Below are 21,700 nucleotides of genomic sequence, written 5' to 3' on the forward strand. Positions count from 1 at the left end.
CTTCCGGACGGGCCCCACAGCGGAAGCGGACCGCTCACGCCCGGTCCCGGCCCCGCCACCCCCGTACCGCGAGGACGATCGCCGCGATCGCCACCACCGTTGTCAGCAGTACCCAGTCGGGGATCGCGCGGCCCACCGAGGACGCCCACTGTTCCGCGGCGAAGGAGTCGTCGACCGACAGGAGGCCCGGGAGGGCCGTGGTGCCGTCGAAGGCGAGGAAGAGGGTGCCGAGGACGATGAAGAAGAGGCCGGACAGGGCCGAGGTGGTGTGCAGTTCGAAGCGGCCCGCGATGCGGACGGTCCGGCCGCGGAGCCAGCGGCGGCGGGAGATTTCGTAGCGCTCCCAGAGGAGGGCGAGGACGAAGAGCGGCACCGCCATGCCGAGGGCGTAGACGGCGAGGAGGAGTCCTCCGTAGGCGGGGCTGCCGCTGAGGGCCGCGACCGTGAGGACGCTGCCGAGGATCGGGCCCGCGCAGAAGCCCGCGAGGCCGTAGACCAGGCCGAGGGCGTAGACGGAGACCGCCGTCGTGGGGCGGATACGGCCGCCGACCGCGGCGAGCCTTCGGGAGGCGAAGCCGAGGCCCGCGAGCTGCGCCACGCCGAGCGCGATGATCATCCAGCCGCCGGTGGTGACCAGCAGCTCCCGGTGGCCGTAGAAGAGCCGGCCGGCGAACGAACCGGCGGCGCCCAGCGGCACCAGCGTGGTCGCGAGGCCGGCGTAGAAGATGCCGGTGCGCGCCATGAGTCTGGTCGCGGTGTCGATCGAGTACGCGAAGAACGCCGGCAGCAGGAGGGCGCTGCACGGACTGAGCAGGGCGAGGAGGCCGCCGAGGAAGGCGGCCAGGTATCCGATGTCGCTCACTTGCCGCCCGCCGGTCCCGAAGACTTCGATCCCGACGGCTTCGGTCCCGACGGCTTCGGTCCCGAAGGCGTCGATCCTGCCGCCTTCTCCGTCGCGGCCTTCCGCGCGGCCTCGATCGCGTCGGTGAAGGCCCGCTGCGGCTGGGCGCCGGCGAGCGGCCGGCCGTTGACCAGGAACGACGGCGTGGACGTCGCGCCCAGCCCGTACCCCTCCTGCTGGTCCTTCGCCACGGCCTGGCGGGCCGCCTCCCCGTCGGCGTCGCGCACGAAACGGTCCAGGTCCTTGACCCCCGCCTGGGCGGCGAGCTCCTTCAGTCGCTGCTCGCCGAAGCCCTTCTCCTTCGCGCCCTCGGCGTACGCGGCCTCGTGGAACTGCCAGAACCTGCCCTGCTGCCCCGCGGCCCAGGCCGCGCGCGCCGCCGCCTCCGACTCCTCGCCGAAGATCGGGAAGTTGCGCCACTCGATGCGCAGGGTGCCGTTGTCGACGTACTTCTTCACCAGCGCCGGCTCGGTGTCGCGGGCGAACTTCCCGCAGTAGCCGCACTTGAAGTCGGCGTACTCGATCATCACGACGGGTGCGTCCGCGCGGCCCAGCGCGAGCGGGTCGCGGGCATCGCGCCGGGCGAGCTTCTCCAGCTCGGCGTACACGTCGGCCTGCGGGTCCGTGGACTCCTCGGCGACGGTGCGCCCGCCGGCCGCGGAATCGTCGGGCCTGGTGGCGGTGTACGAGACGACGCCGAGCAGGACCGCGGCCGCGGCGACTCCGGCGCCGAACGCGTACGGCTTCATGGAACGGGGCCGCCGCTTTGACTGCGACGTGGACGTGGACGTGGTCTGCGACTTGGGAAGGCGGGTACGACGGGCAGCGGGCATGGCTGTGTTCTCTCCGGGACGCGAGGGGAAGGGCTGGGCTCGGCTGTGCCGCGCCTATACGCGCAGGACGGAGAGATCTATCGGGCTCGGAGCCGCGACCGGCGGCGGAGCGCGCCCCGGCGCGAGATCGAGCACGGCACCGTGCACGGCCCAGCAGCCGGACGCACCGTGGGCGGAGGTCTGCAGGGCCGGCGGGAGTTCGTACGCGGACGACCCGCGCGGCGGAGTGGCGGGACTCAACCCGCCGTCGTCACCGGCGCCGTCGTCGCAGCCGGGTGCCTGTCGCCCATCGGCCGGGGCCGCCACCGCGGTCGGGACGCCCGCCCCGGCCGGGGCCGCCACCGCGACGGAGTCCGTCACCGCGACCGTCCGGCCGGTGTCCGCCGCGGCGCCCGTCCCCGTGCCGAGCAGCACGCCGGTCAGCACCGCCGTCAGCGCGGCCACGACCGCGAGGACGCGGCGCCACCTGTTGCTGGGGCCGGGCATGGGCGGGTGCTCTCCTGTCGACCGACGTGTTCGGCTTGATCAGCTTCATCGGCTTGATCGGCGTCATCTGCTCGATCCGCTTGATCTGGTTGATCTGCTTGATCTGCTTGATCTGCTGATCGATGTGCCCGTAATCGTACGGGCCTGCGGACCGCCACCCCCGAAGCACCGCCCCGAAGCACCGCCCGGAGCCCCCCTCCGCGGCCCCCGCGCCCCGCCCCCGGAAACCCACCCGGAAATGGGTTCGCCACTCCGCTCGCACGGGTGCGATCCTGGATCCCGTATGTCTACTTCCTTCGCCGATCTCCAGAAGCAGCTGGCCGAGATCTCGCTGCGCGACGCGCACCGGCTCGGGCGGCGCCTCGAGGGCACCCGCCGTATCCGTACGCCCGAGGCCCGGCAGGCCGTGCTGGACGAGATCGCGGCCGAGGCCGCGCAGGCCGCCGCCCGGACCGCCGAGCGCGCGACACGCCTGCCCGGGATCACGTACCCCGAACAACTGCCGGTCAGTCAGAAGAAGGACGACATCCTGGCGGCGATACGGGACCACCAGGTCGTGATCGTCGCGGGTGAGACCGGCTCCGGCAAGACGACGCAGATCCCCAAGATCTGTATGGAGCTCGGCCGCGGCGTACGCGGCATGATCGGGCACACCCAGCCGCGCAGGATCGCCGCACGGACCGTCGCCGAGCGAGTGGCGGAGGAGCTGCGCACCCCGCTCGGCGAGGCGGTCGGCTGGAAGGTCCGCTTCACCGACCAGGTGAACCCGGACGCGACCTTCGTCAAACTCATGACGGACGGCATCCTCCTCGCGGAGATCCAGACGGACCGCGAGCTGCGCGCGTACGACACGATCATCATCGACGAGGCCCACGAGCGGTCCCTCAACATCGACTTCCTGCTCGGGTATCTGGCCCAGCTGCTGCCGAAGCGGCCGGACCTCAAGGTCGTGATCACCTCCGCGACCATCGACCCCGAGCGCTTCTCCCGGCACTTCGGCGACGCGCCCATCGTGGAGGTCTCCGGCCGTACGTATCCGGTGGAGGTCCGTTACCGGCCCCTCCTCGAAGAGGACGGCGACGATTCCGACCGCGACCAGATCACCGCCATCTGCGACGCCGTCGACGAGCTCCAGTCCGAAGGACCGGGCGACATCCTGGTCTTCCTCTCCGGCGAGCGCGAGATCCGCGACACCGCGGACGCGCTCATCAAGAAGAACCTCCGCGGCACCGAGGTCCTCCCCCTCTACGCCCGGCTCTCGCACGCCGAGCAGCACCGCGTCTTCCAGGCGCACTCCGGCCGCCGGATCGTCCTCGCGACGAACGTCGCCGAGACGTCGCTGACGGTCCCCGGCATCAAGTACGTCATCGATCCGGGCACCGCACGTATCTCCCGCTACAGCCACCGCACCAAGGTCCAGCGCCTCCCGATCGAGGCCATCAGCCAAGCCAGCGCCAACCAGCGCAAGGGCCGCTGCGGCCGTACGTCCGACGGCATCTGCATCCGCCTCTACTCCGAGGACGACTTCGAGGCCCGCCCGGAGTTCACCGACGCGGAGATCCTCCGTACGAACCTGGCGTCCGTCATCCTCCAGATGACCGCGGCCGGGCTCGGCGACATCGAGAAGTTCCCCTTCATCGACCCGCCGGACCACCGCAACATCCGCGACGGTGTGCAGCTCCTGCAGGAGCTGCACGCGCTGGACCCCGCGCAGAAGGATCCGAGGAAACGGCTGACGCAGCTGGGCCGCAAGCTCGCGCAGCTGCCCGTCGACCCGCGTCTGGCCCGGATGGTCATCGAGGCCGAGAAGAACGGCTGCGTCCGCGAGGTCATGGTGATCGCCGCCGCCCTCTCGATCCAGGACCCGCGCGAGCGTCCCGCCGAGAAGCAGGCGCAGGCCGATCAGCAGCACGCCCGCTTCAAGGACGAGACGAGCGACTTCCTCGCCTTCCTCAACCTCTGGCGGTACATCCGCGAGCAGCAGAAGGAGCGCGGCTCCTCCAGCTTCCGCCGGATGTGCAAGCAGGAGTACCTGAACTTCCTGCGCATTCGCGAATGGCAGGACATCTACGCGCAGCTGCGCACGGTCGCCAAGCAGATGGGCATCCATCCGAACGAGCAGGACGCGGCCGAGCAGTCCGTCCACGTCTCGCTCCTCGCCGGCCTCCTCTCCCACATCGGGATGAAGGACGTGAAGGAAGGCACGAAGAACGAGTACCTGGGCGCCCGCAGCGCCAAGTTCGCGGTCTTCCCCGGCTCCGCGCTGTTCAAGAAGCCGCCGCGCTTCGTCATGTCCGCCGAGCTGGTCGAGACGTCCCGGCTGTGGGCGCGGGTCAACGCGAAGATCGAGCCCGAGTGGATCGAGCCGCTCGCGGAGCACCTGGTCAAGCGCACCTACAGCGAGCCGCACTGGGAGAAGGACCAGGCGGCGGTGATGGCGTACGAGAAGGTCACGCTGTACGGCGTGCCGATCATCGCCCAGCGCAAGGTGAACTACGGCCGCATCGACCCGGAGGCGAGCCGCGAGCTCTTCATCCGCAACGCGCTGGTCGAGGGCGACTGGCGTACGCACCACAAGTTCTTCGCGGACAACCGCAAGCTGCTCACCGAGGTCGAGGAGCTGGAGCACCGGGCCCGCCGCCGCGACATCCTCGTCGACGACGAGACGCTGTTCGACTTCTACGACCAGCGGGTGCCCGAGCACGTGGTGTCGGGGGCGCACTTCGACTCCTGGTGGAAGCACAAGCGCCGTGAGGAGCCCGACCTCCTCGACTTCGAGCGCGAGATGCTCATCAACGAGAAGGCCGGGGCGGTCACCAAGGACGACTACCCGGACTCGTGGCGGCAGGGACCGCTGAAGTTCCCGGTCACCTACCAGTTCGAGCCGGGCGCGGACGCGGACGGCGTGACCGTCCACATCCCGCTCCAGGTGCTGAACCAGGTCAGGGACGAGGGCTTCGACTGGCAGATCCCGGGCCTGCGCGAAGAGGTCGTCACGGAGCTGATCCGCTCGCTGCCGAAGCCGATCCGCCGCCATTACGTGCCGGCGCCGAACTACGCGAAGGCGTTCCTGGAGCGGGCCGTGCCCCTGCAGGAGCCGCTGCCGGTCACGCTCGCTCGAGAGCTCCAGCGCATGGTCGGCGTCCCGGTCACGGGTGACGACTTCGACCTGTCCAAGGTCCCGGACCATCTGAAGATAACGTTCCGGATCATCGACGAGCGGCGCCGCAACCTGGCCGAGGACAAGGACCTGGAGGCCCTGAGGCTCCAGCTGAAGCCCAAGGCCCGCCAGGCGCTGTCCAAGGCCGCCGCGGCCACGGCCGGGCGCTCGGGCGGTGACGCCATCGAGCGGACGGGCCTGAAGGACTGGACGATCGGCACGCTCACGAAGGTCTTCGAGACCCGGCGCGCGGGCCAGCCCGTCAAGGCCTACCCCGCGCTCGTGGACGACGGCGAGACCGTCTCCGTACGGCTCTTCGACACCGAGGCCGAGCAGATGCAGGCCATGTGGCGCGGCACGCGCCGGCTGATCCTGCTGAACATCCCGGTGAACCCCGCGAAGTTCGCCTCCGAGCGGCTGACGAACCAACAGAAGCTCGCTCTGTCCCGCAATCCGCACGGCTCGATCCAGGCGCTCTTCGACGACTGCGCGACGGCGGCCGCGGACCGGTTGATCGCCGACCACGGCGGGCCGGCCTGGGATGAGGAATCGTTCCGGAAGCTGTACGACAAGGTCCGCGCGGACCTCGTGGACGCGACCGTGCGGACCGTCGACCAGGTCGGACAGATCCTCGCCGCCTGGCAGGCCTGCGAGCGTCGGCTCAAGGCCACGAACAGCCTGGCCCTCATGAACAACGTCCAGGACGTACGGCAGCAGCTGACGGCCCTGATGCCGGCCGGCTTCGTGACGCGCACGGGGGTGCGCAGGCTGCCCGACCTGATGCGCTATCTGGTCGCGGTCGACCGCCGGCTGCAGCAGATGCCGACGGCCGTCCAGCGCGACACGACCCGGATGGCGAAGGTCCACGAGATGCAGGACGAGTACGCCTGGCTGCTGGAACAGCTGCCCAAGGGGCGGCCGGTGCCGCAGGAGGTCCTGGACATCCGCTGGATGATCGAGGAACTGCGGGTGAGCTACTTCGCCCACGCTCTGGGCACCGCGTACGCCGTTTCCGACAAGCGCATCGTCAAGGCGATCGACGCGGCGGCACCGTGACGCGGCCGTCGCCTTGAGTGAGTTCGACCGGACCCTCTGACCTGCTGTACAGTCTCTCTCGCAGCCAACGAGCAAGTGGGGCTGCGAAACCTGGTCCTGTGGAGCAGTTTGGAGTGCTCGCCACCCTGTCAAGGTGGAGGCCGCGGGTTCAAATCCCGTCAGGACCGCGCGTATCACCGATGGCCCGCACCAGCTGGTGCGGGCCTTCGTCGTGCCGTCACCGGAAGGCCCGCCCAAGTGGTGCGGGCCTTTCGACGTATTGACTGCGGTGCCCTGCCGCCGGTACCCAGTCAGGACAGGGGTTGCGGGGCCCCCGACCGCGGAGGTGGCGCGATGGCGGCATCCACAGCGAGGCACGAGACCAGGGCGTTGCTGCGCGCCCATCTGGCGGCCGTCTCCGGCTATCGGCACCTCACCCGGCACTGTCCGGTCTGCCATCGGCTGTTGCGCCTCGCCATGGATCCCTCCGAGACGGTCCCGATGGATCCCTCCGAGGGCGCCCCGGAGGAGCTGGAGCCGCTCCCGGAGCCGAGGCCGGCCGAGTGGCGGGCGGAGCGAGGCGCGGAGCTGAGGGCCGAGCTGGGGGCGATGCCCGCCGAGCGGGGACCGATGCCGGGGCCCGAACCGGGCATCGGCACCGAGGACGAAGGTCCCTCCCATGCGTGACCAATGGCGCCTTGTCCCGATCCGCACACGTGGCAGGCTCGCCTTGGCAAGACCGTCGGCATGTGACGGGAGTCACCGAAGTTGTTTGGGAAACAGGGGAACTTACACCCTCCCTACAACCGAAAAATCAAATACGTGCAATTGCACCCCCTTCTGAGCAGCCCCGCCCGACTCCGAAGGGTCCGCCGACGCCCTGCGCCGGCCGCACGCGAACCCCGCGCCCACCTGCGAACGCGCCCTCGCGGGAGCCCCTTCCGGGCATAAAAAAGATCGCGCTGGACCCGGCGGAGTCCAGCGCGATCGACGACGAAACCTGTTGGGGCAGGCGCCCGCCGTGTCGAGCTCAGTTCGGGCTGCGGGGTTGGGGGACCCGGCTATGCCCTGCTATCGGGGTTTCAGGCCTCGCTGCGCTGCTGCGGAATACCCGCAAGCAGTGCGCGGACCTCTGCCTCGCGGTACCGGCGGTGTCCACCGAGCGTACGGATGGACGTGAGCTTGCCTGCCTTTGCCCAGCGAGTGACCGTCTTCGGGTCCACGCGGAACATCGTGGCAACCTCAGCCGGGGTCAGCAGCGGCTCGGCATCAGGGGTGCGAGCGGTCATGAGCGGCCTCCTCGGGAGAACCGAACCTTCTCGGTTCTTTCCTCTAAATTCTGCACCTTGACCCGCGTTGCCCGAAATGGCGGACGCGGGCCGAGTCGGTTATAGGACGAACGGCTTGTCCTCGGCACTACAACTACACCATCTGTCCAGCCACGTCGGCCAAACCGATGGAATTGCCCTCTCAGGTGTTCATCAGCGGCGGAAGCCGATGGTTCATGCCATAACGGACAGTCACGTCACAGTGACGATCAGTCACAGAGCGATCAGGAGTCATCAGACCCCCCATAGAGTGCAATGCTGAGATTTCCGCCCTTAGGTAGGCGGAAGGAACCCTCCCCGGACTCCTTGTCCTATTTTGGCACGAGGGTGGGCGAGCGACGCAAGGGACGACTTAGTGCTGTCCGTCACGCTTGAGACAAAGGCCCGGATCGGGACCTACGTCCCGGACACTCCTCGTTCAGCCCGCGGAGGCCGGATCGTCAGTTGGCGAACTGACGATCGCGTACCGCCCGCCAGCGGTCCGTGAGCCGGCCGTAGGCCTCTCCGGCGCCCTCGCCGTCCCCGTCCCGCAGCGCCGCGATCCCCTCGGCCACATCCGCGGCCGAGTGGTCCTCGGCGAGCTGCGCCGGAGACAGGGCGTGGACGAGTCCGCCGTAGTCGAGCTCGACCAGGGAACGCGGATGGAACTCCTCCAGCCACCGCCCCACATCTACCAGGCCCTCCGTGAGAGGCCCCTCGTCGACGGACTCCCGCAGCGCCTTCAGCGAGCGCGCCAGCCGGCGCCTGGCCTGCACCATGGGCGTCCGGTAGCGCAGTACGGGCGCCACACCCGCCACGTCCCCCGGCTCGTACTCGCGCTCGTCGTCCGCGAAGAGCGTGAACCAGCGCACCGGCACCTGCCACACCGCCGTCCTGATCCACGGCCGCGCGTCCGGGTTGCGCTCGCGCCACGCCTCGTAGTCCGCGGCGGCCTGGCCGCGCACCACCGGCGGCAGGACCGCGTCGAGCACCGTGGGAGGAAAGAGCTCCGTCAGCTCCTCCAGGGCCAGCCAGCCGCGCAGCCGCGTGCGCCAGGGACAGACGCAGACGACGCCGTCGGCCTCCGTGACGAAGGCGTCGGCGCTCTCGTGGACCGGGACGGCCACGGGAGGGGTCGGCAGCAGGTCCGCGAGCGACCGTCGCAGTTCGTCCTGCGCCGTGGGGGTGCGCTCGCGCCGGGCGTACCGCGCCCAATGGCTCCGCTCCGGTTCGGGAAAAGCCGCCAACGGCTCGTACACCCGCAGGTAGGACGCGTACGGGACGAGCACAGAAGTGGCGGCCGGCATGTCACAGATCCTTCCACGCGCGTACTCCGGGAGGGGGTGATCCTGAGCACTGCGAGCGATCTACCCCCGCGTAGGACTTACTCTCTTGCCCATCAGGTCCCTCCCCACCCGCAGGAGGGCCCTCAATCGCCGCTTCGTACTTGGGAGTCACCACCGTGACCGATGTGACCGACGGCGTCCTGCACACCCTGTTCCACTCGGACCAGGGCGGACATGAGCAAGTCGTGCTGTGTCAGGACCGTGCCACTGGGTTGAAGGCCGTCATCGCCATCCACTCCACCGCCCTGGGCCCCGCCCTCGGCGGCACCCGCTTCTACCCGTACGCCTCCGAGGAAGCCGCCGTCGCCGACGCGCTGAACCTCTCCCGGGGGATGTCGTACAAGAACGCCATGGCCGGCCTCGACCACGGCGGTGGCAAGGCCGTGATCATCGGTGATCCGGAGCGGATCAAGTCCGAGGAGCTCCTGCTGGCATACGGCCGGTTCGTCGCCTCGCTCGGCGGTCGTTACGTCACGGCGTGCGACGTCGGCACCTACGTGGCCGACATGGACATCGTGGCGCGCGAGTGCCGCTGGACCACCGGACGCTCCCCCGAGAACGGCGGCGCCGGCGACTCGTCGGTCCTCACCGCCTACGGCGTCTTCCAGGGCATGCGCGCCTCCGCCCAGCACGAGTGGGGCGACCCGACGCTGCGCGGCCGCAAGGTCGGTGTCGCGGGGGTCGGCAAGGTCGGCCACTACCTGGTCGAGCATCTGCTGGAGGACGGCGCCGAGGTCGTGGTCACCGATGTGCGGGAGGAGTCGGTGCGCCGTATCACCGACAAGTACCCGCAGGTCACGGTCGCGCCGGACACCGATGCGCTGATCCGCACCGAGGGGCTGGACATCTACGCCCCGTGTGCGCTCGGCGGTGCGCTGAACGACGAGACCGTGCCCGTGCTGACCGCCAGGATCGTGTGCGGCGCCGCCAACAACCAGCTCGCGCACCCGGGCGTCGAGAAGGACCTCGCCGACCGCCGCATCCTCTACGCACCCGACTACGTCGTGAACGCGGGCGGGGTGATCCAGGTCGCCGACGAGCTGCACGGCTTCGACTTCGACCGGTGCAAGGCGAAGGCGTCGAAGATCTTCGACACCACTCTTGCGATATTCGCACGTGCGAAGGACGACGGTATTCCGCCGGCCGCTGCGGCGGACCGGATCGCCGAGCAGCGCATGTCCGAGGCGCGCCGCCGGTAGTACCTCGCGGGCGGTCTCGCCGACCGGCCCCGGTGTGCACCGGGGCCGGAGCACACCGGGGAGACAAGACTCACGCCGGTCGGCGAGCCGCCCGCCAAGAACAGGTTAAAATCGCGGTTGACCAGCGAGGACGGGGCGCCTCGCCGGTCCTGCGAGGTGGCACGTGATGCGGGCGGCGTACCGTATGGCCGCGGAAGCAGGTACCGTTGAAGCCCTACGGACACGGTCTCTCCAAGGAGAGCCCGCTCCGAACCATGAACGCGTGTCAAGACTCTGGGGCCGTCGAGCCCCGTCACCGAGGGGGTCGAGCCATGGGGCGCGGCCGGGCCAAGGCCAAGCAGACGAAGGTCGCCCGCCAGCTGAAGTACAACAGCGGCGGGACTGACCTGTCGCGTCTGGCCAACGAGCTGGGCGCATCGACTTCGAGTCCGATTTCGAGTCAGCCGCCGAACGGCGAGCCGTTCGAGGACGACGACGAGGAAGACGACCCGTACGCCCGCTACGCGGATATGTACAACGACGACGATGACGAGGACGAAGAGTCCGATCCGTCGTCGCAGCGTCGCGGTGCTTGACGCCTGCACCTGCTTACTTCAGACCCGGTCCGGGGCCCGACCCCGGACCGGGTTCTGTGCTGTTCAGCTCGCGTAGTCGCCGACCAGGGCCGCGCCGGTGGTGTGCTCGCCGCGCTCGGTGATCTCGCCGGCGACCCAGGCGTCCACGCCACGGTCCGCGAGCGTCGTCAGGGCCACGTCGACGGACTCCTGGGGGACGACGGCGATCATGCCGACGCCCATGTTGAGCGTCTTCTCCAGCTCCAGCCGTTCGACCTGACCTGCCGTGCCGACGAGATCGAAGACCGCGCCCGGCGTCCAGGTGGACCGGTCGACGACCGCGTGCAACCCGTCCGGGACGACCCGGGCCAGGTTGGCGGCGAGCCCGCCGCCGGTGACGTGGCTGAAGGCGTGCACCTCGGTGGTCCTGGTCAGCGCCAGGCAGTCCAGCGAGTAGATCTTGGTGGGCTCCAGCAGCTCCTCGCCGAGGGTGCGGCCGAACTCCGGGATCTCCCGGTCCAGCGCCCACCCGGCCCGGTCGAAGACCACGTGCCGCACGAGCGAGTACCCGTTCGAGTGAAGGCCGGAGGACGCCATGGCGATGACCGCGTCCCCCGTACGGATACGATCCGCGCCCAGCAGCCGGTCGGCCTCCACCACGCCCGTACCGGCGCCCGCGACGTCGAAGTCGTCCGGGCCGAGCAGGCCCGGGTGCTCGGCGGTCTCGCCGCCGACCAGCGCACAGCCGGCGAGCACACAGCCCTCGGCGATGCCCTTGACGATGGCGGCGACGCGCTCGGGGTGGACCTTGCCGACACAGATGTAGTCGGTCATGAAGAGCGGCTCGGCGCCGCAGACGACGAGGTCGTCGACGACCATGCCGACCAGGTCGTGGCCGATCGTGTCGTACACGCCCATCTGGCGGGCGAGGTCGACCTTCGTGCCGACGCCGTCGGTGGCGGAGGCGAGCAGCGGACGCTCGTAGCGCTTGAGAGCCGAGGCGTCGAAGAGGCCGGCGAAGCCGCCGAGGCCGCCGAGGACCTCGGGGCGCCGGGTCTTCCTGACCCACTCCTTCATCAGCTCGACGGCGCGGTCGCCTGCCTCGATGTCGACGCCCGCGGCCGCGTAGGAAGCACCTGTCTCAGACATTGCCTGGGATCTTTCGGTTGGGATTACGGGGCTTGATCACGGACGACGGAGCGCGTCGGCGGCGTCGGCGCCACCCGCAAGCTCGGTCTCCAGAAGCTGCTTGCCGAGGAGCTCGGGGTCGGGCAGCTCCATCGGGTACTCACCGTCGAAGCAGGCGCGGCAGAGGTTCGGCTTGTCGATGGTGGTGGCCTCGATCATGCCGTCGATGGAGATGTACGAGAGCGAGTCGGCGCCGAGCGAGGTGCCGATCTCGTCGATCGTCATGCCGTTGGCGATCAGCTCGGCGCGGGTCGCGAAGTCGATGCCGAAGAAGCACGGCCACTTCACGGGCGGGGACGAGATCCGGATGTGGACCTCGGCGGCGCCGGCCTCGCGGAGCATCCGGACCAGGGCGCGCTGGGTGTTGCCGCGGACGATCGAGTCGTCGACGACCACCAGGCGCTTGCCCTTGATGACTTCCTTGAGGGGGTTCAGCTTGAGGCGGATGCCGAGCTGACGGATCGTCTGGGAGGGCTGGATGAAGGTCCGGCCGACATAGGCGTTCTTGACCAGTCCGGCGCCGTAGGGGATGCCGGAGGCCTCCGCGTAGCCGATGGCGGCGGGGGTGCCGGACTCCGGCGTCGCTATGACGAGATCCGCCTCGGCGGGCGCCTCCTTCGCGAGGCGGCGGCCCATCTCCACCCGGGAGAGGTACACGTTCCGCCCGGCGATGTCGGTGTCGGGGCGGGCGAGGTACACGTACTCGAAGACACAGCCCTTGGGCTTCGCTTCTGCGAAGCGGGAGGTGCGCAGTCCGTTCTCGTCGATCGCGATGAGCTCGCCCGGCTCGATCTCGCGCACGAAGCTCGCGCCGCAGATGTCGAGGGCGGCGGACTCGGAGGCGACCACCCAGCCGCGCTCCAGCCGGCCGAGGACCAGCGGGCGGATGCCCTGCGGGTCGCGGGCGGCGTAGAGCGTGTGCTCGTCCATGAAGACGAGGGAGAAGGCGCCCATGACGTCGGGGAGGACCTTGGCGGCCGCGTCCTCGATGGTGAGCGGCTTGCCGTCGTCGTCGGTCTGGCCCGCGAGCAGCGCGGTGACGAGGTCGGTGTCGTTGGTGGCGGCGACCTGGGTGGCGCGGCCGTCCTTGCGGGGCAGGTCGGCGACCATCTCGGCGAGCTTGGCCGTGTTGACCAGGTTGCCGTTGTGGCCGAGCGCGATGGAGCCGTGGGCGGTCGCCCGGAACGTCGGCTGCGCGTTCTCCCACACGGAGGCGCCCGTGGTCGAGTAGCGGGCGTGACCGACCGCGATATGACCCTGGAGGGAGCCGAGTGAGGTCTCGTCGAAGACCTGGGACACGAGGCCCATGTCCTTGAAGACGAGGATCTGGGAGCCGTTGCTGACCGCGATTCCCGCGGATTCCTGGCCCCTGTGTTGAAGGGCGTAGAGCCCGAAGTACGTGAGCTTGGCGACCTCTTCGCCCGGAGCCCAGACACCGAAGACGCCGCAAGCGTCCTGGGGGCCCTTTTCGCCGGGGAGCAGGTCGTGGTTGAGTCGTCCGTCACCACGTGGCACGGCACCGAGTGTAGGCGAGATCGACCACTGGTCCGAATTGGGGATGGCGACGGACGGCCGTTGATCAGGTCAGATGTTCGCACAAAAGCCGCGTAATGAAGCCTTTGGCGGGACATACGGGTGGTGGTGACGCGCGTTGAGGCGTGCCGCACATCACTCTCCGCACCGTCCGTTCCGAAGGACGCCCGGGCGTGTACGGGTCCCTTCCGGGGACATACCGGGCGCCTTCCGAGGGCGTACGCCCCGAGGTCAGCCCGGGCGTACGACCTGAGGTCAGCCCGCCGTCGCCGACACTCCCTTGCCGCTCTCCGCGGTGAGGGACAGGCTGCGGTGGTCCAGCTTGTACGTCACCTTGCCCGTGAGGGCCTCGGTCACGGACTGCTCCACCATCGCCGAGGTGCCGGTGCACATCATGCGCGTGGTGGACAGGCGGCCGAAGGTGATCGTCGAGCCGTCCACCTTCGCCTCGCCCCGGAAGGTGTTGCAGCCGAGGTTGCCGCGGACGGACCCGTCCTTGCCGATGACGAGGTGGGCCTTGTTCTCCGTGCCGGCGGGCAGGGAGGACGCGACCTCGCCCTTGAGCAGGGACGTGACCGTCCACTTCGTGCCCACGAGCGGCGCCGGGGACTGCGCGGCCAGTGCGACGGAGTCGCCGTCCGCGGTGGTCAGCACGAGGTTCTTGGCGGTCTTGCCCGCCTCGCCCGACGCGCCGGACACCTTCGCCTTGAGCTCGCCGGAGAGTGCCTTGCTCAGCGCGGTCTCGAAGCCCTGGACGTCCTTGGCGCAGCCCATCTCCGTCATCTGGGCCTGCCCGACCGTGATCGTGTCGCCCTCGATCTTCGCGTCGGCGCCGAAGTGGTTGCAGCCGTAGTTGCCCTCGGCCCGGCCCTTCTGGAACTCGACGTGGGCTCCGGCCGGGGCCGCCGTCTTCTTCCCGTCGACGGTGACGCTCTCGACGGTCCAGCGCACGCCGGTGAGGGGCGCGGCGGGCCGCACGGAGTCTCCTGAGCCGTCCCCCGCGCCCTTTCCCGAGCCCGTCTCGGTGCCACAGGCGGTGAGCGTGAGGACGGCCGTCAGGGCGGCCACTGCGGGAACGATCAGCTGAGTACGCATGCCTCTGTGACGGGGCGGGTGGGGCTCCGGTTCCCCCAGGGCCCCGACCTCGGCCCATCAGGGCGGCGCGGCAGCCCTCAGCTCATCAGGGGCAGCAGCGCCGACAGATCGGCGCGTTCACCGCTCGCGCTCACGGCGGCCGCGTCGAGTTCCGTGTCCCATCGCGTACGTCCCGTCGCGAGCCGGACCCAGGTCAGCGGGTCGGTCTCGACCACGTTCGGCGGGGTGCCGCGGGTGTGCCGGGGCCCTTCGACGCACTGCACCACGGCGTACGGCGGGATCCGCACCTCCACCGAACCACCGGGCGCCTTCGCGGCGAGCACGTCCGCGAGGAGCCGCACACAGGCCGCGAGCGCCTGCCGGTCGTACGGGACGCCCAGCCCGGTCGCGGCGTTCAAGTCGTCGGTGTGGACGACGAGTTCGACGGCGCGGGTGACGAGGAGGTCATCGAGACGCAGGGCACCCCCGCGGGTCTGGACCAGCCGGTCACCCGGCGTCCCCGACAGCACGTCGCCGACGTCCTCGGCGGCCCGCCCGTACAGCGCGGCGAGGTCCTGAGAGGCGTCGACCGCCGCCCGTACCCCCTCGTCGACCGCGTCGGCCCGCGCGGCCGTCGTGGACGGCCAGTCCAGCAGCGCGACTTCCGCCGTCGCCGGCTCCGGCAGCTCGGCCGCCCGTGCGACGGAGGCGAATCCGATCGCGATGTGCGTGGCCAGCTCGCGGACGGTCCAGTCCCCGAGCCTGGTCGGCAGTTCCAGCTGCTCGGGGGTCAACGTCCCTACCGCCTCCCGGACATGCCCGAACTGGGTGAGGACGGCGGCGCGGATCTTGACGGAGTCATAGCTGCGGGTGCGCTTTCTGGCCGGTGGCATGGGCTGAGGTTAGTCCTCGGCACCGGGCAGTTCCCTGTCGCATGGCACGGGTATGGGAGCCGTCAGAAGATGAGAGTGGCGGGAATACCGGTACGAAAGGTGTGAAACAGCATGTCTGAGCACCCGGACAGTGCCCTGGTACGCCGGGGCTACGACGCCTTCAACAAGGGCGACATGGCAACCCTCCGCACCCTGTTGACAGCGGACTGCATCCACCACATCCCGGGAAGCAGCCGGCTCTCGGGTCACTACAAAGGGCAGGACAACATCCTGGAGATGTACGGCGAACGCATGGAGCTCGCCGGCGGCAGCCTGCGGGTCGAGCTGCACGGCGCCTATCCGGACGGCCGGGGACACGTCATGGCCGTACACAAGTACTACGCCGAGCGCGGGGACCGTGGCATCGAGATGCCGGGCGGCCTCTGGTTCACCATCGTCGGAGGCAAGATCACCGACATCGACGAGTGCGTTCAGGACATCGACGAGACGGACGCGTTCTGGGGCCCCGCCGGCTGAGCGGTGAAGGCCTCCCCGTTGCGCGGTACACCGGTGCCGCGCCAGGTGAACGGGACGCCGGTCGCTGCCTCGGGGTCGGGCCCGTCCATCAGCTGGAAGTGCAGATGCGGCTCGGTGGAGTTCCCGGAGTTGCCGCACCGGGCCACGAGCTGCCCGGCACGCACCCGCTCCCCCTCCCGCACGGCGAGCGAGCCCCGCCGGAGGTGGGCGTAGGCCGCGTACGTACCGTCCCCCAGGTCGAGCACGAGATGGTTGCCGAGGATCCGGCGCGCGCCACCGAGCATCCGGACGACGCCCTCCGCGAAGAACCAGATCAGGGCCGGCATCGAGTTCCGGCTGAGGTGGTCGCGCTGGCTGTCGGTCGCGCGTACGACGGTGGCGTCGGCGACCGCGTACAGCGGGGCGTCGAACGCGGGGAAGTCCCGGTTTCGCCGGACGAGCGGCCACAGCCAGGCGAAACGGGGCCGCGGCCGTTCCTCGGACTCGGCCACGATGTCGATCGCGAAGCTCTGCGCGCACTCGTGGGTGCCATGGCTCGGCACCTTGTCGGCCGGGCCGTTCAGGGCGCTCCAGCGGCCGGCGACCGGGGGTGCGGTCTCGACGGGGCCGCCCTTCCGCGCGTCGATGCGGCGCCGGGCGGCACGGCCCAGGGCGATGGCGAGGGCGATCGCGCCGGCCGCCGGCAGCAGGCGCAGCCAGTCGGGGCGCAGGTCGATGAGACGAGTCGGGGCCATCAGGGCGAAGAAGGCCGCCCACAGGACGCGTATGGCGAGTGCCCCGGCTTTGCGTACGGACATGACCGTTCCTCCCTAGGGACGTGCCGCGGTCAGCGCCACCAGCAGCGGGACCACCCGGGCGCCCGGCACCTCGTACCGGCCCCGGCCCGTGGTGTGCAGCCAGCCCGCGGCGGTCAGCTGGCGCAGATGGTGGTAGATCTGGCCGGTCGTGCCGAGCCCTTCGAGCTCGGCGAGCTCGGCCGCGGTACGACGGCCGCCGACGATCTCGCGCAGCAGCCGCAGGCGCACGGGATTCCCGAGCGCCGCGAAGGAGTCGGCGGCGGCGGACCAGTCGTCCTCCAGCAGTTGCTCGGTGAGCGCGCCGAACTGCCACTCGTACCGCTCGTGCGTCGGCAGTCCTACGGCGCCGGTGAACAGCACCCCGCCGCCGCCCTCGGCCTCGTCCCCGATACGCGCGAGCTGCGCCTTCAGCCCTTCGAGGGCCCAGAAGTCCGCCTCGCTCACAGCCGGCGCACGGCGCTCCGCGCCCTCCAGCGCCGCCATCCGCCGCTCCAGCTCGGCCACCCGCTCTTCCAGCTCCATGAGTCAGAGGTTACGTAATTACGTAATCTCAATCAAGCCCTCGGACGGCCGCACGGCAAAGCCCCCGCCCGGACGACGATCCGTCCGGACGGGGGCCTGTGACGTGCTGTGCCGCGCTGTGCGTCAGGCGAGCAGAGCCGGGATGGTCTCCTCGTGAGCCGTGCGCAGCTCGCTCAGCGGGATGGCGAACTCGCCCTGTACGTCCACCACGTCCCCGTCGACCACACCGATCCGCGTGGCCGGCAGCCCTCGCGCACCGCACATGTCGGTGAAGCGGAGCTCCTCGCTGCGCGGTACGGCGACGACCGCACGGCCCGCGGACTCGGAGAAGAGGAACGTGAAGGCGTCGAGACCGTCCGGGACGACCAGCCGCGCACCGGTGCCGCCGCGCAGGCAGGACTCGGTGACCGCCTGGACCAGACCGCCGTCGCTCAGGTCGTGCGCCGCGTCGATCATGCCGTCGCGGGAGGCCGAGATCAGGATCTCGCCGAGCAGCTTCTCCCGGTCCAGGTCGACCTTCGGCGGCAGACCGCCGAGGTGGTCGTGGATCACCTGCGACCAGGCCGACCCGCCGAACTCCTCACGCGTGTCGCCCAGCAGGTAGAGCAGCTGCCCCTCCTCGGCGAACGCGATCGGCGTACGGCGCGTGACGTCGTCGATCACACCGAGCACGGCCACGACCGGCGTCGGGTGGATCGCGGTCTCGCCCGTCTGGTTGTAGAGCGAGACATTGCCGCCGGTCACCGGAGTGCCCAGCTGCTGACAGCCGTCGGCCAGACCACGGGTGGCCTCGGCGAACTGCCACATGACGGCCGGGTCCTCGGGCGAGCCGAAGTTCAGGCAGTCGGAGATCGCGAGCGGCTTGGCACCGGAGGCGGCGACATTGCGGTACGCCTCCGCCAGCGCGAGCTGCGCGCCCGTGTACGGGTCGAGCTTCGCGTACCGGCCGTTGCCGTCCGTGGCGACCGCGACACCGAGGTTGGTGTCCGGGTCGATCCGGACCATGCCGGAGTCCTCGGGCTGGGCCAGCACGGTGTTGCCCTGCACGAAGCGGTCGTACTGGTCCGTGACCCATGCCTTCGACGCCTGGTTCGGGGACGCGACCAGCTTCAGGACCTGCTCGCGCAGCTCCTCGCCCGTGGCCGGCCGGGGCAGCTTGCCCGCGTCGTCCGCCTGGAGGGCGTCCTGCCACTCGGGGCGGGCGTACGGCCGGTGGTAGGTCGGGCCCTCGTGGGCGACGGTGCCCGGCGGCACGTCCACGATCTGCTCGCCGTGCCAGAAGATCTCCAGCCGCTCGCCGTCCGTCACCTCACCGATGACCGTGGCGATGACGTCCCACTTCTCGCAGATCTCCAGGAAGCGGTCGACGTGCCGCGGCTCGACGATCGCGCACATGCGCTCCTGCGACTCGCTCATGAGGATCTCCTCGGGCGAGAGGGTCGCGTCACGCAGCGGAACGGTGTCGAGCTCGACCCGCATACCGCCGGAGCCGGCGCTCGCCAGCTCGCTCGTCGCGCAGGACAGACCGGCGCCGCCGAGGTCCTGGATGCCGGCGACCAGCTTCTCGCCGAAGATCTCCAGGGTGCACTCGATGAGGAGCTTCTCCTGGAACGGGTCGCCGACCTGGACGGCCGGGCGCTTGGCAGGACCGGTCGACTCGAAGGTCTCGCTCGCCAGCACCGACACACCGCCGATGCCGTCGCCGCCGGTGCGGGCGCCGTAGAGGATCACCTTGTTGCCGGCGCCGGACGCCTTCGCCAGGTGGATGTCCTCGTGCTTCATGACACCCACGCACAGCGCGTTGACCAGCGGGTTGCCCTGGTAGCAGGGGTCGAAGACGACCTCGCCGCCGATGTTCGGCAGGCCCAGGCAGTTGCCGTAGCCGCCGATGCCCGCGACGACGCCCGGCAGGACGCGCTTGGTGTCGGGGTGGTCGGGGGCGCCGAAGCGCAGCGGGTCCATCACCGCGACCGGGCGGGCGCCCATGGCGAGGATGTCGCGGACGATGCCGCCGACGCCGGTGGCCGCGCCCTGGTAGGGCTCGATGTAGCTGGGGTGGTTGTGCGACTCGACCTTGAAGGTGACCGCGTACCCCTGGCCGACGTCCACGACGCCCGCGTTCTCGCCGATGCCGACGAGCAGCGCGTCGTTCTCGGGGGCCTTCTCGCCGAACTGCTTCAGATGGACCTTGCTGCTCTTGTACGAGCAGTGCTCGGACCACATCACGGAGTACATCGCGAGCTCGGCACCGGTCGGGCGGCGGCCGAGGATCTCGCGGATGCGCGTGTACTCGTCCTCCTTGAGGCCGAGCTCCTTCCAGGGCTGCTCGGTCCCGGGCGTCACGGTTGCGTGCTTGACGGTGTCGAGAGTCATGCGGCGACCAGCTTCTTGATGATCGAGGTGAAGAATCCGAGGCCGTCCGTGCCGCCGGTGCCGATCAGCGGCTCCACGGCGTGCTCGGGGTGCGGCATCAGGCCGACGACGTTGCCCGCGGCGTTCGTGATGCCCGCGATGTCGCGCAGCGAGCCGTTCGGGTTGCCGTCCAGGTAGCGGAACGCGACCCGGCCCTCGGCCTCGAGCTCGTCGAGGACGCGCTCGTCGGCGACGTAGCGCCCGTCCATGTTCTTCAGCGGAACGGAGATCTCCTGGCCCTGCTCGTAATCGGCGGTCCAGGCGGTTTCCGCGTTCTCCACCCGCAGCTTCTGGTCGCGGCAGATGAAGTGCAGATGGTTGTTGCGCAGCATCGCGCCCGGCAGCAGATGGGCCTCGGTGAGGATCTGGAAGCCGTTGCAGATTCCGAGGACCGGCAGCCCGGCCTTCGCCTGCTCAATGATCGTTTCCATCACCGGCGAGAAGCGGGAGATGGCACCCGCCCGCAGATAGTCACCGTAGGAGAAGCCGCCCGCGAGGACGACCGCGTCGACCTGCTTGACGTCCTTGTCACGGTGCCACAGCGAAACGGGCTCCGCGCCCGCGAGGCGGACGGCCCGCAGGGCGTCCTGGTCGTCGAGCGTTCCAGGGAATGTGACGACTCCGATACGAGAGGTCACGACTCCACCTTTACGACGAAGTCCTCGATGACGGTGTTGGCCAGGAACGTCTCGGCCATCTCATGGATGCGGGCGAGGGCGGCATCGTCGACCGGTCCCTCCACCTCGAGTTCGAAGCGCTTTCCCTGACGTACGTCCGCGATCCCCTCGAAGCCCAGGCGGGGCAGTGCACGCTGCACCGCCTGGCCCTGCGGGTCGAGGATCTCCGGCTTGAGCATGACGTCGACTACGACGCGTGCCACTGGCACTCCCGATGGTGTGGTGCTGAAGGCGGTTCCCTCAGCGTACCCGCCCGAAAAATCTACGCGCATAGATATCGGGAGAACCCCATGTGAAAATCCAGAGAAAAACTCCGCCGACCCATTGCGGAGGACACGCGGATGCAATTGGCTGGGCTTCACAATGCGCTGCCGTCCGCTGTACAAAGGAATACGGCGGAAAGCAGCAATGCCCCGCAGCAGCCGGAATACCGGTATCGCCCCGTGTCGGTACTGACCTGTACCGACACGGCACGGCGAACCGCAGGAAAGGACCGATATCCGTGGCGCAGCGCGTAGTGGTGACACTCTTCGACGACATCGACGGCGGAGAAGCGACGGAAACGGTTTCGTTCAGCCTGGACGGGAAGTCGTACGAGATCGACCTGAATCCCGCCAATGCAAAGAAACTGCGCAAGACCCTCGCCCCGTACGTGGCGGCGGGCCGCAAGGCGGGCAAGCACGCGGGCAGACCCCACAGGGAGTACCGCCACACCGCCCTCGCCCCCGACCCGGCGGCCGTCCGCGCTTGGGCCCAGTCCAACAAGATGGACGTACCTGCCCGCGGGCGCATCCCCAAGCGCGTGTACGAGGCGTTCCGCGAGGCGAGCTGAACAACCGCCAGGACACGGGGAGAAGGACCCGCCAACCGGCACCCGCGGTGAACCGAGTTGCACTGCACCCCCGCAGGTGGGCTAAAGTCTGGAGCACGCCGAGGGGCGAGGCCGGAAGGCCGGACCTCACGGAGCGTGCGGGTGTAGTTCAGTAGTAGAACAGCCCTCTTCCAGAGGGAAGGCGCAGTGTGCAATTCCTGTCACCCGCTCCGCACCGCTCACCGACCACTCCGGTGGATCAGGTACAGTGGTGACGCACCGCCCAGTGAGAGCTGAGCGGCAGCAATGCGGACGTGGCTCAGTTGGTAGAGCATCACCTTGCCAAGGTGAGGGTCGCGAGTTCGAATCTCGTCGTCCGCTCAGGTGAACGAAGGCCCCGGTCATCACGACCGGGGCCTTCGTCGTATGTGCGCGACCTCTGTGCGCGCCTCGGTA

At 69.7% G+C, this 21,700-nt stretch carries 20 protein-coding genes and 3 tRNA genes; 9 read left to right on the forward strand and 14 right to left on the reverse strand.

Features of this window, described 5'->3' with window-relative positions; genetic code table 11:
• Positions 1-34 precede the first annotated feature (34 nt).
• From OG766_RS16615 to OG766_RS16625, 3 genes are all read right to left on the reverse strand, one after another.
• Positions 35-862, reverse strand: coding sequence for a cytochrome c biogenesis CcdA family protein (locus tag OG766_RS16615; RefSeq protein ID WP_328725671.1), 828 nt, complete (start codon positions 860-862; stop codon positions 35-37).
• Positions 859-1,650 (reverse strand): DsbA family protein, encoded by a 792-nt coding sequence (locus tag OG766_RS16620; protein ID WP_266379850.1) that lies wholly within the window; start codon positions 1,648-1,650, stop codon positions 859-861. Before OG766_RS16620 ends, OG766_RS16615 begins: the two co-directional genes overlap by 4 nt.
• 138 nt (positions 1,651-1,788) lie before the next feature.
• Positions 1,789-2,220, reverse strand: coding sequence for a hypothetical protein (locus OG766_RS16625; protein ID WP_328725672.1), 432 nt, complete (start codon positions 2,218-2,220; stop codon positions 1,789-1,791).
• 283 nt (positions 2,221-2,503) lie between these two features.
• On the opposite strand from OG766_RS16625, the gene hrpA reads away from it, so the two are divergent.
• From hrpA to OG766_RS16640, 3 genes are all read left to right on the forward strand, one after another.
• Complete coding sequence (gene hrpA / locus OG766_RS16630; protein ID WP_328725673.1) at positions 2,504-6,436, forward strand: ATP-dependent RNA helicase HrpA; 3,933 nt, start codon at positions 2,504-2,506, stop codon at positions 6,434-6,436.
• Positions 6,437-6,528: 92 nt separating this feature from the next.
• Positions 6,529-6,603: transfer RNA gene (locus tag OG766_RS16635), tRNA-Asp, on the forward strand.
• 166 nt (positions 6,604-6,769) lie between these two features.
• Positions 6,770-7,102 (forward strand): DUF6274 family protein, encoded by a 333-nt coding sequence (locus tag OG766_RS16640; RefSeq protein WP_266379858.1) that lies wholly within the window; start codon positions 6,770-6,772, stop codon positions 7,100-7,102.
• A gap of 395 nt (positions 7,103-7,497) precedes the next feature.
• Here OG766_RS16640 and bldC read toward each other — a convergent pair whose 3' ends face one another.
• On the reverse strand, positions 7,498-7,704 hold the full coding sequence (gene bldC / locus OG766_RS16645; protein WP_003949541.1) for a developmental transcriptional regulator BldC: 207 nt from the start codon (positions 7,702-7,704) through the stop codon (positions 7,498-7,500).
• 479 nt (positions 7,705-8,183) lie between these two features.
• Complete coding sequence (locus tag OG766_RS16650; protein WP_328725674.1) at positions 8,184-9,029, reverse strand: hypothetical protein; 846 nt, start codon at positions 9,027-9,029, stop codon at positions 8,184-8,186.
• Positions 9,030-9,184: 155 nt separating this feature from the next.
• On the opposite strand from OG766_RS16650, the gene OG766_RS16655 reads away from it, so the two are divergent.
• Together OG766_RS16655 and OG766_RS16660 are read left to right on the forward strand one after the other, a co-directional pair.
• Positions 9,185-10,267: a Leu/Phe/Val dehydrogenase gene (locus OG766_RS16655; protein ID WP_266379861.1), complete on the forward strand. Its 1,083-nt coding sequence runs from the start codon at positions 9,185-9,187 to the stop codon at positions 10,265-10,267.
• Positions 10,268-10,578: 311 nt separating this feature from the next.
• Positions 10,579-10,842 (forward strand): DUF3073 domain-containing protein, encoded by a 264-nt coding sequence (locus OG766_RS16660; protein ID WP_266379864.1) that lies wholly within the window; start codon positions 10,579-10,581, stop codon positions 10,840-10,842.
• 63 nt (positions 10,843-10,905) lie between these two features.
• On the opposite strand, the gene purM is transcribed toward OG766_RS16660, so the two are convergent.
• The 4 genes from purM to OG766_RS16680 form a co-directional block, all read right to left on the reverse strand.
• Positions 10,906-11,970 carry a phosphoribosylformylglycinamidine cyclo-ligase gene (purM, locus tag OG766_RS16665; RefSeq protein WP_266379867.1) on the reverse strand — a complete coding sequence of 355 codons (1,065 nt, stop codon included), beginning with the start codon at positions 11,968-11,970 and terminating at the stop codon, positions 10,906-10,908.
• 36 nt (positions 11,971-12,006) lie between these two features.
• Positions 12,007-13,524, reverse strand: coding sequence for an amidophosphoribosyltransferase (gene purF, locus OG766_RS16670; protein WP_266379870.1), 1,518 nt, complete (start codon positions 13,522-13,524; stop codon positions 12,007-12,009).
• Positions 13,525-13,797: 273 nt separating this feature from the next.
• Positions 13,798-14,637 (reverse strand): META domain-containing protein, encoded by an 840-nt coding sequence (locus OG766_RS16675; RefSeq protein ID WP_266379873.1) that lies wholly within the window; start codon positions 14,635-14,637, stop codon positions 13,798-13,800.
• 77 nt (positions 14,638-14,714) lie between these two features.
• Entirely contained in the window at positions 14,715-15,509 is a 795-nt protein-coding gene (locus OG766_RS16680; RefSeq protein ID WP_328725675.1) for a maleylpyruvate isomerase family mycothiol-dependent enzyme, read from the reverse strand.
• 111 nt (positions 15,510-15,620) lie between these two features.
• Between OG766_RS16680 and OG766_RS16685 the strand changes: the two genes are divergently transcribed.
• Positions 15,621-16,025, forward strand: coding sequence for a nuclear transport factor 2 family protein (locus tag OG766_RS16685; protein WP_266379879.1), 405 nt, complete (start codon positions 15,621-15,623; stop codon positions 16,023-16,025).
• Here OG766_RS16685 and OG766_RS16690 read toward each other — a convergent pair.
• The 5 genes from OG766_RS16690 to purS form a co-directional block, all read right to left on the reverse strand.
• The gene (locus tag OG766_RS16690) at positions 15,980-16,822 is read right to left on the reverse strand and encodes a M23 family metallopeptidase (RefSeq protein WP_328725676.1); all 843 of its coding nucleotides are present in this window, start codon (positions 16,820-16,822) and stop codon (positions 15,980-15,982) included. The genes OG766_RS16685 and OG766_RS16690 overlap by 46 nt on opposite strands.
• A gap of 12 nt (positions 16,823-16,834) precedes the next feature.
• Positions 16,835-17,344 carry an ArsR/SmtB family transcription factor gene (locus OG766_RS16695; RefSeq protein WP_328725677.1) on the reverse strand — a complete coding sequence of 170 codons (510 nt, stop codon included), beginning with the start codon at positions 17,342-17,344 and terminating at the stop codon, positions 16,835-16,837.
• A 123-nt stretch (positions 17,345-17,467) separates the two neighbouring features.
• Complete coding sequence (purL, locus tag OG766_RS16700; protein ID WP_266379888.1) at positions 17,468-19,717, reverse strand: phosphoribosylformylglycinamidine synthase subunit PurL; 2,250 nt, start codon at positions 19,715-19,717, stop codon at positions 17,468-17,470.
• Positions 19,714-20,394: a phosphoribosylformylglycinamidine synthase subunit PurQ gene (gene purQ, locus OG766_RS16705; protein WP_266379890.1), complete on the reverse strand. Its 681-nt coding sequence runs from the start codon at positions 20,392-20,394 to the stop codon at positions 19,714-19,716. Before purQ ends, purL begins: the two co-directional genes overlap by 4 nt.
• A complete protein-coding gene (gene purS, locus OG766_RS16710; protein WP_266379892.1) occupies positions 20,391-20,636 on the reverse strand; it encodes a phosphoribosylformylglycinamidine synthase subunit PurS in 246 nt (81 codons plus the stop codon). The genes purQ and purS overlap by 4 nt, the downstream gene beginning before the upstream one ends.
• Before the next feature lie 299 nt (positions 20,637-20,935).
• Between purS and OG766_RS16715 the strand changes: the two genes are divergently transcribed.
• The 3 genes from OG766_RS16715 (at position 20,936) to OG766_RS16725 (ending at position 21,625) form a co-directional block, all read left to right on the forward strand.
• Positions 20,936-21,265 (forward strand): histone-like nucleoid-structuring protein Lsr2, encoded by a 330-nt coding sequence (locus OG766_RS16715; protein WP_266379895.1) that lies wholly within the window; start codon positions 20,936-20,938, stop codon positions 21,263-21,265.
• Between the two features lie 137 nt (positions 21,266-21,402).
• A tRNA-Gly gene (locus OG766_RS16720) sits at positions 21,403-21,474 on the forward strand.
• A 78-nt stretch (positions 21,475-21,552) separates the two neighbouring features.
• Positions 21,553-21,625, forward strand: a tRNA-Gly gene (locus tag OG766_RS16725).
• Positions 21,626-21,700 lie beyond the last annotated feature (75 nt).

This window comes from Streptomyces sp. NBC_00259 (assembly GCF_036181745.1).
In the GTDB taxonomy this organism is placed as follows: Bacteria; Actinomycetota; Actinomycetes; order Streptomycetales; family Streptomycetaceae; genus Streptomyces; species Streptomyces pratisoli.

Bases quoted from the DNA above. Each gene is read 5' to 3' on its own strand.
- OG766_RS16625 (WP_328725672.1), bottom strand. From the start codon at position 2,220: ATGCCCGGCCCCAGCAACAGGTGGCGCCGCGTCCTCGCGGTCGTGGCC.
- purM (WP_266379867.1), bottom strand. From the start codon at position 11,970: ATGTCTGAGACAGGTGCTTCCTACGCGGCCGCGGGCGTCGACATCGAG.
- OG766_RS16695 (WP_328725677.1), bottom strand. From the start codon at position 17,344: ATGGAGCTGGAAGAGCGGGTGGCCGAGCTGGAGCGGCGGATGGCGGCG.
- OG766_RS16680 (WP_328725675.1), bottom strand. From the start codon at position 15,509: ATGCCACCGGCCAGAAAGCGCACCCGCAGCTATGACTCCGTCAAGATC.
- bldC (WP_003949541.1), bottom strand. From the start codon at position 7,704: ATGACCGCTCGCACCCCTGATGCCGAGCCGCTGCTGACCCCGGCTGAG.
- OG766_RS16620 (WP_266379850.1), bottom strand. From the start codon at position 1,650: ATGAAGCCGTACGCGTTCGGCGCCGGAGTCGCCGCGGCCGCGGTCCTG.
- OG766_RS16650 (WP_328725674.1), bottom strand. From the start codon at position 9,029: ATGCCGGCCGCCACTTCTGTGCTCGTCCCGTACGCGTCCTACCTGCGG.
- OG766_RS16675 (WP_266379873.1), bottom strand. From the start codon at position 14,637: ATGCGTACTCAGCTGATCGTTCCCGCAGTGGCCGCCCTGACGGCCGTC.
- OG766_RS16660 (WP_266379864.1), top strand. From the start codon at position 10,579: ATGGGGCGCGGCCGGGCCAAGGCCAAGCAGACGAAGGTCGCCCGCCAG.
- purL (WP_266379888.1), bottom strand. From the start codon at position 19,717: ATGACTCTCGACACCGTCAAGCACGCAACCGTGACGCCCGGGACCGAG.
- OG766_RS16640 (WP_266379858.1), top strand. From the start codon at position 6,770: ATGGCGGCATCCACAGCGAGGCACGAGACCAGGGCGTTGCTGCGCGCC.
- OG766_RS16685 (WP_266379879.1), top strand. From the start codon at position 15,621: ATGTCTGAGCACCCGGACAGTGCCCTGGTACGCCGGGGCTACGACGCC.
- hrpA (WP_328725673.1), top strand. From the start codon at position 2,504: ATGTCTACTTCCTTCGCCGATCTCCAGAAGCAGCTGGCCGAGATCTCG.
- OG766_RS16690 (WP_328725676.1), bottom strand. From the start codon at position 16,822: ATGTCCGTACGCAAAGCCGGGGCACTCGCCATACGCGTCCTGTGGGCG.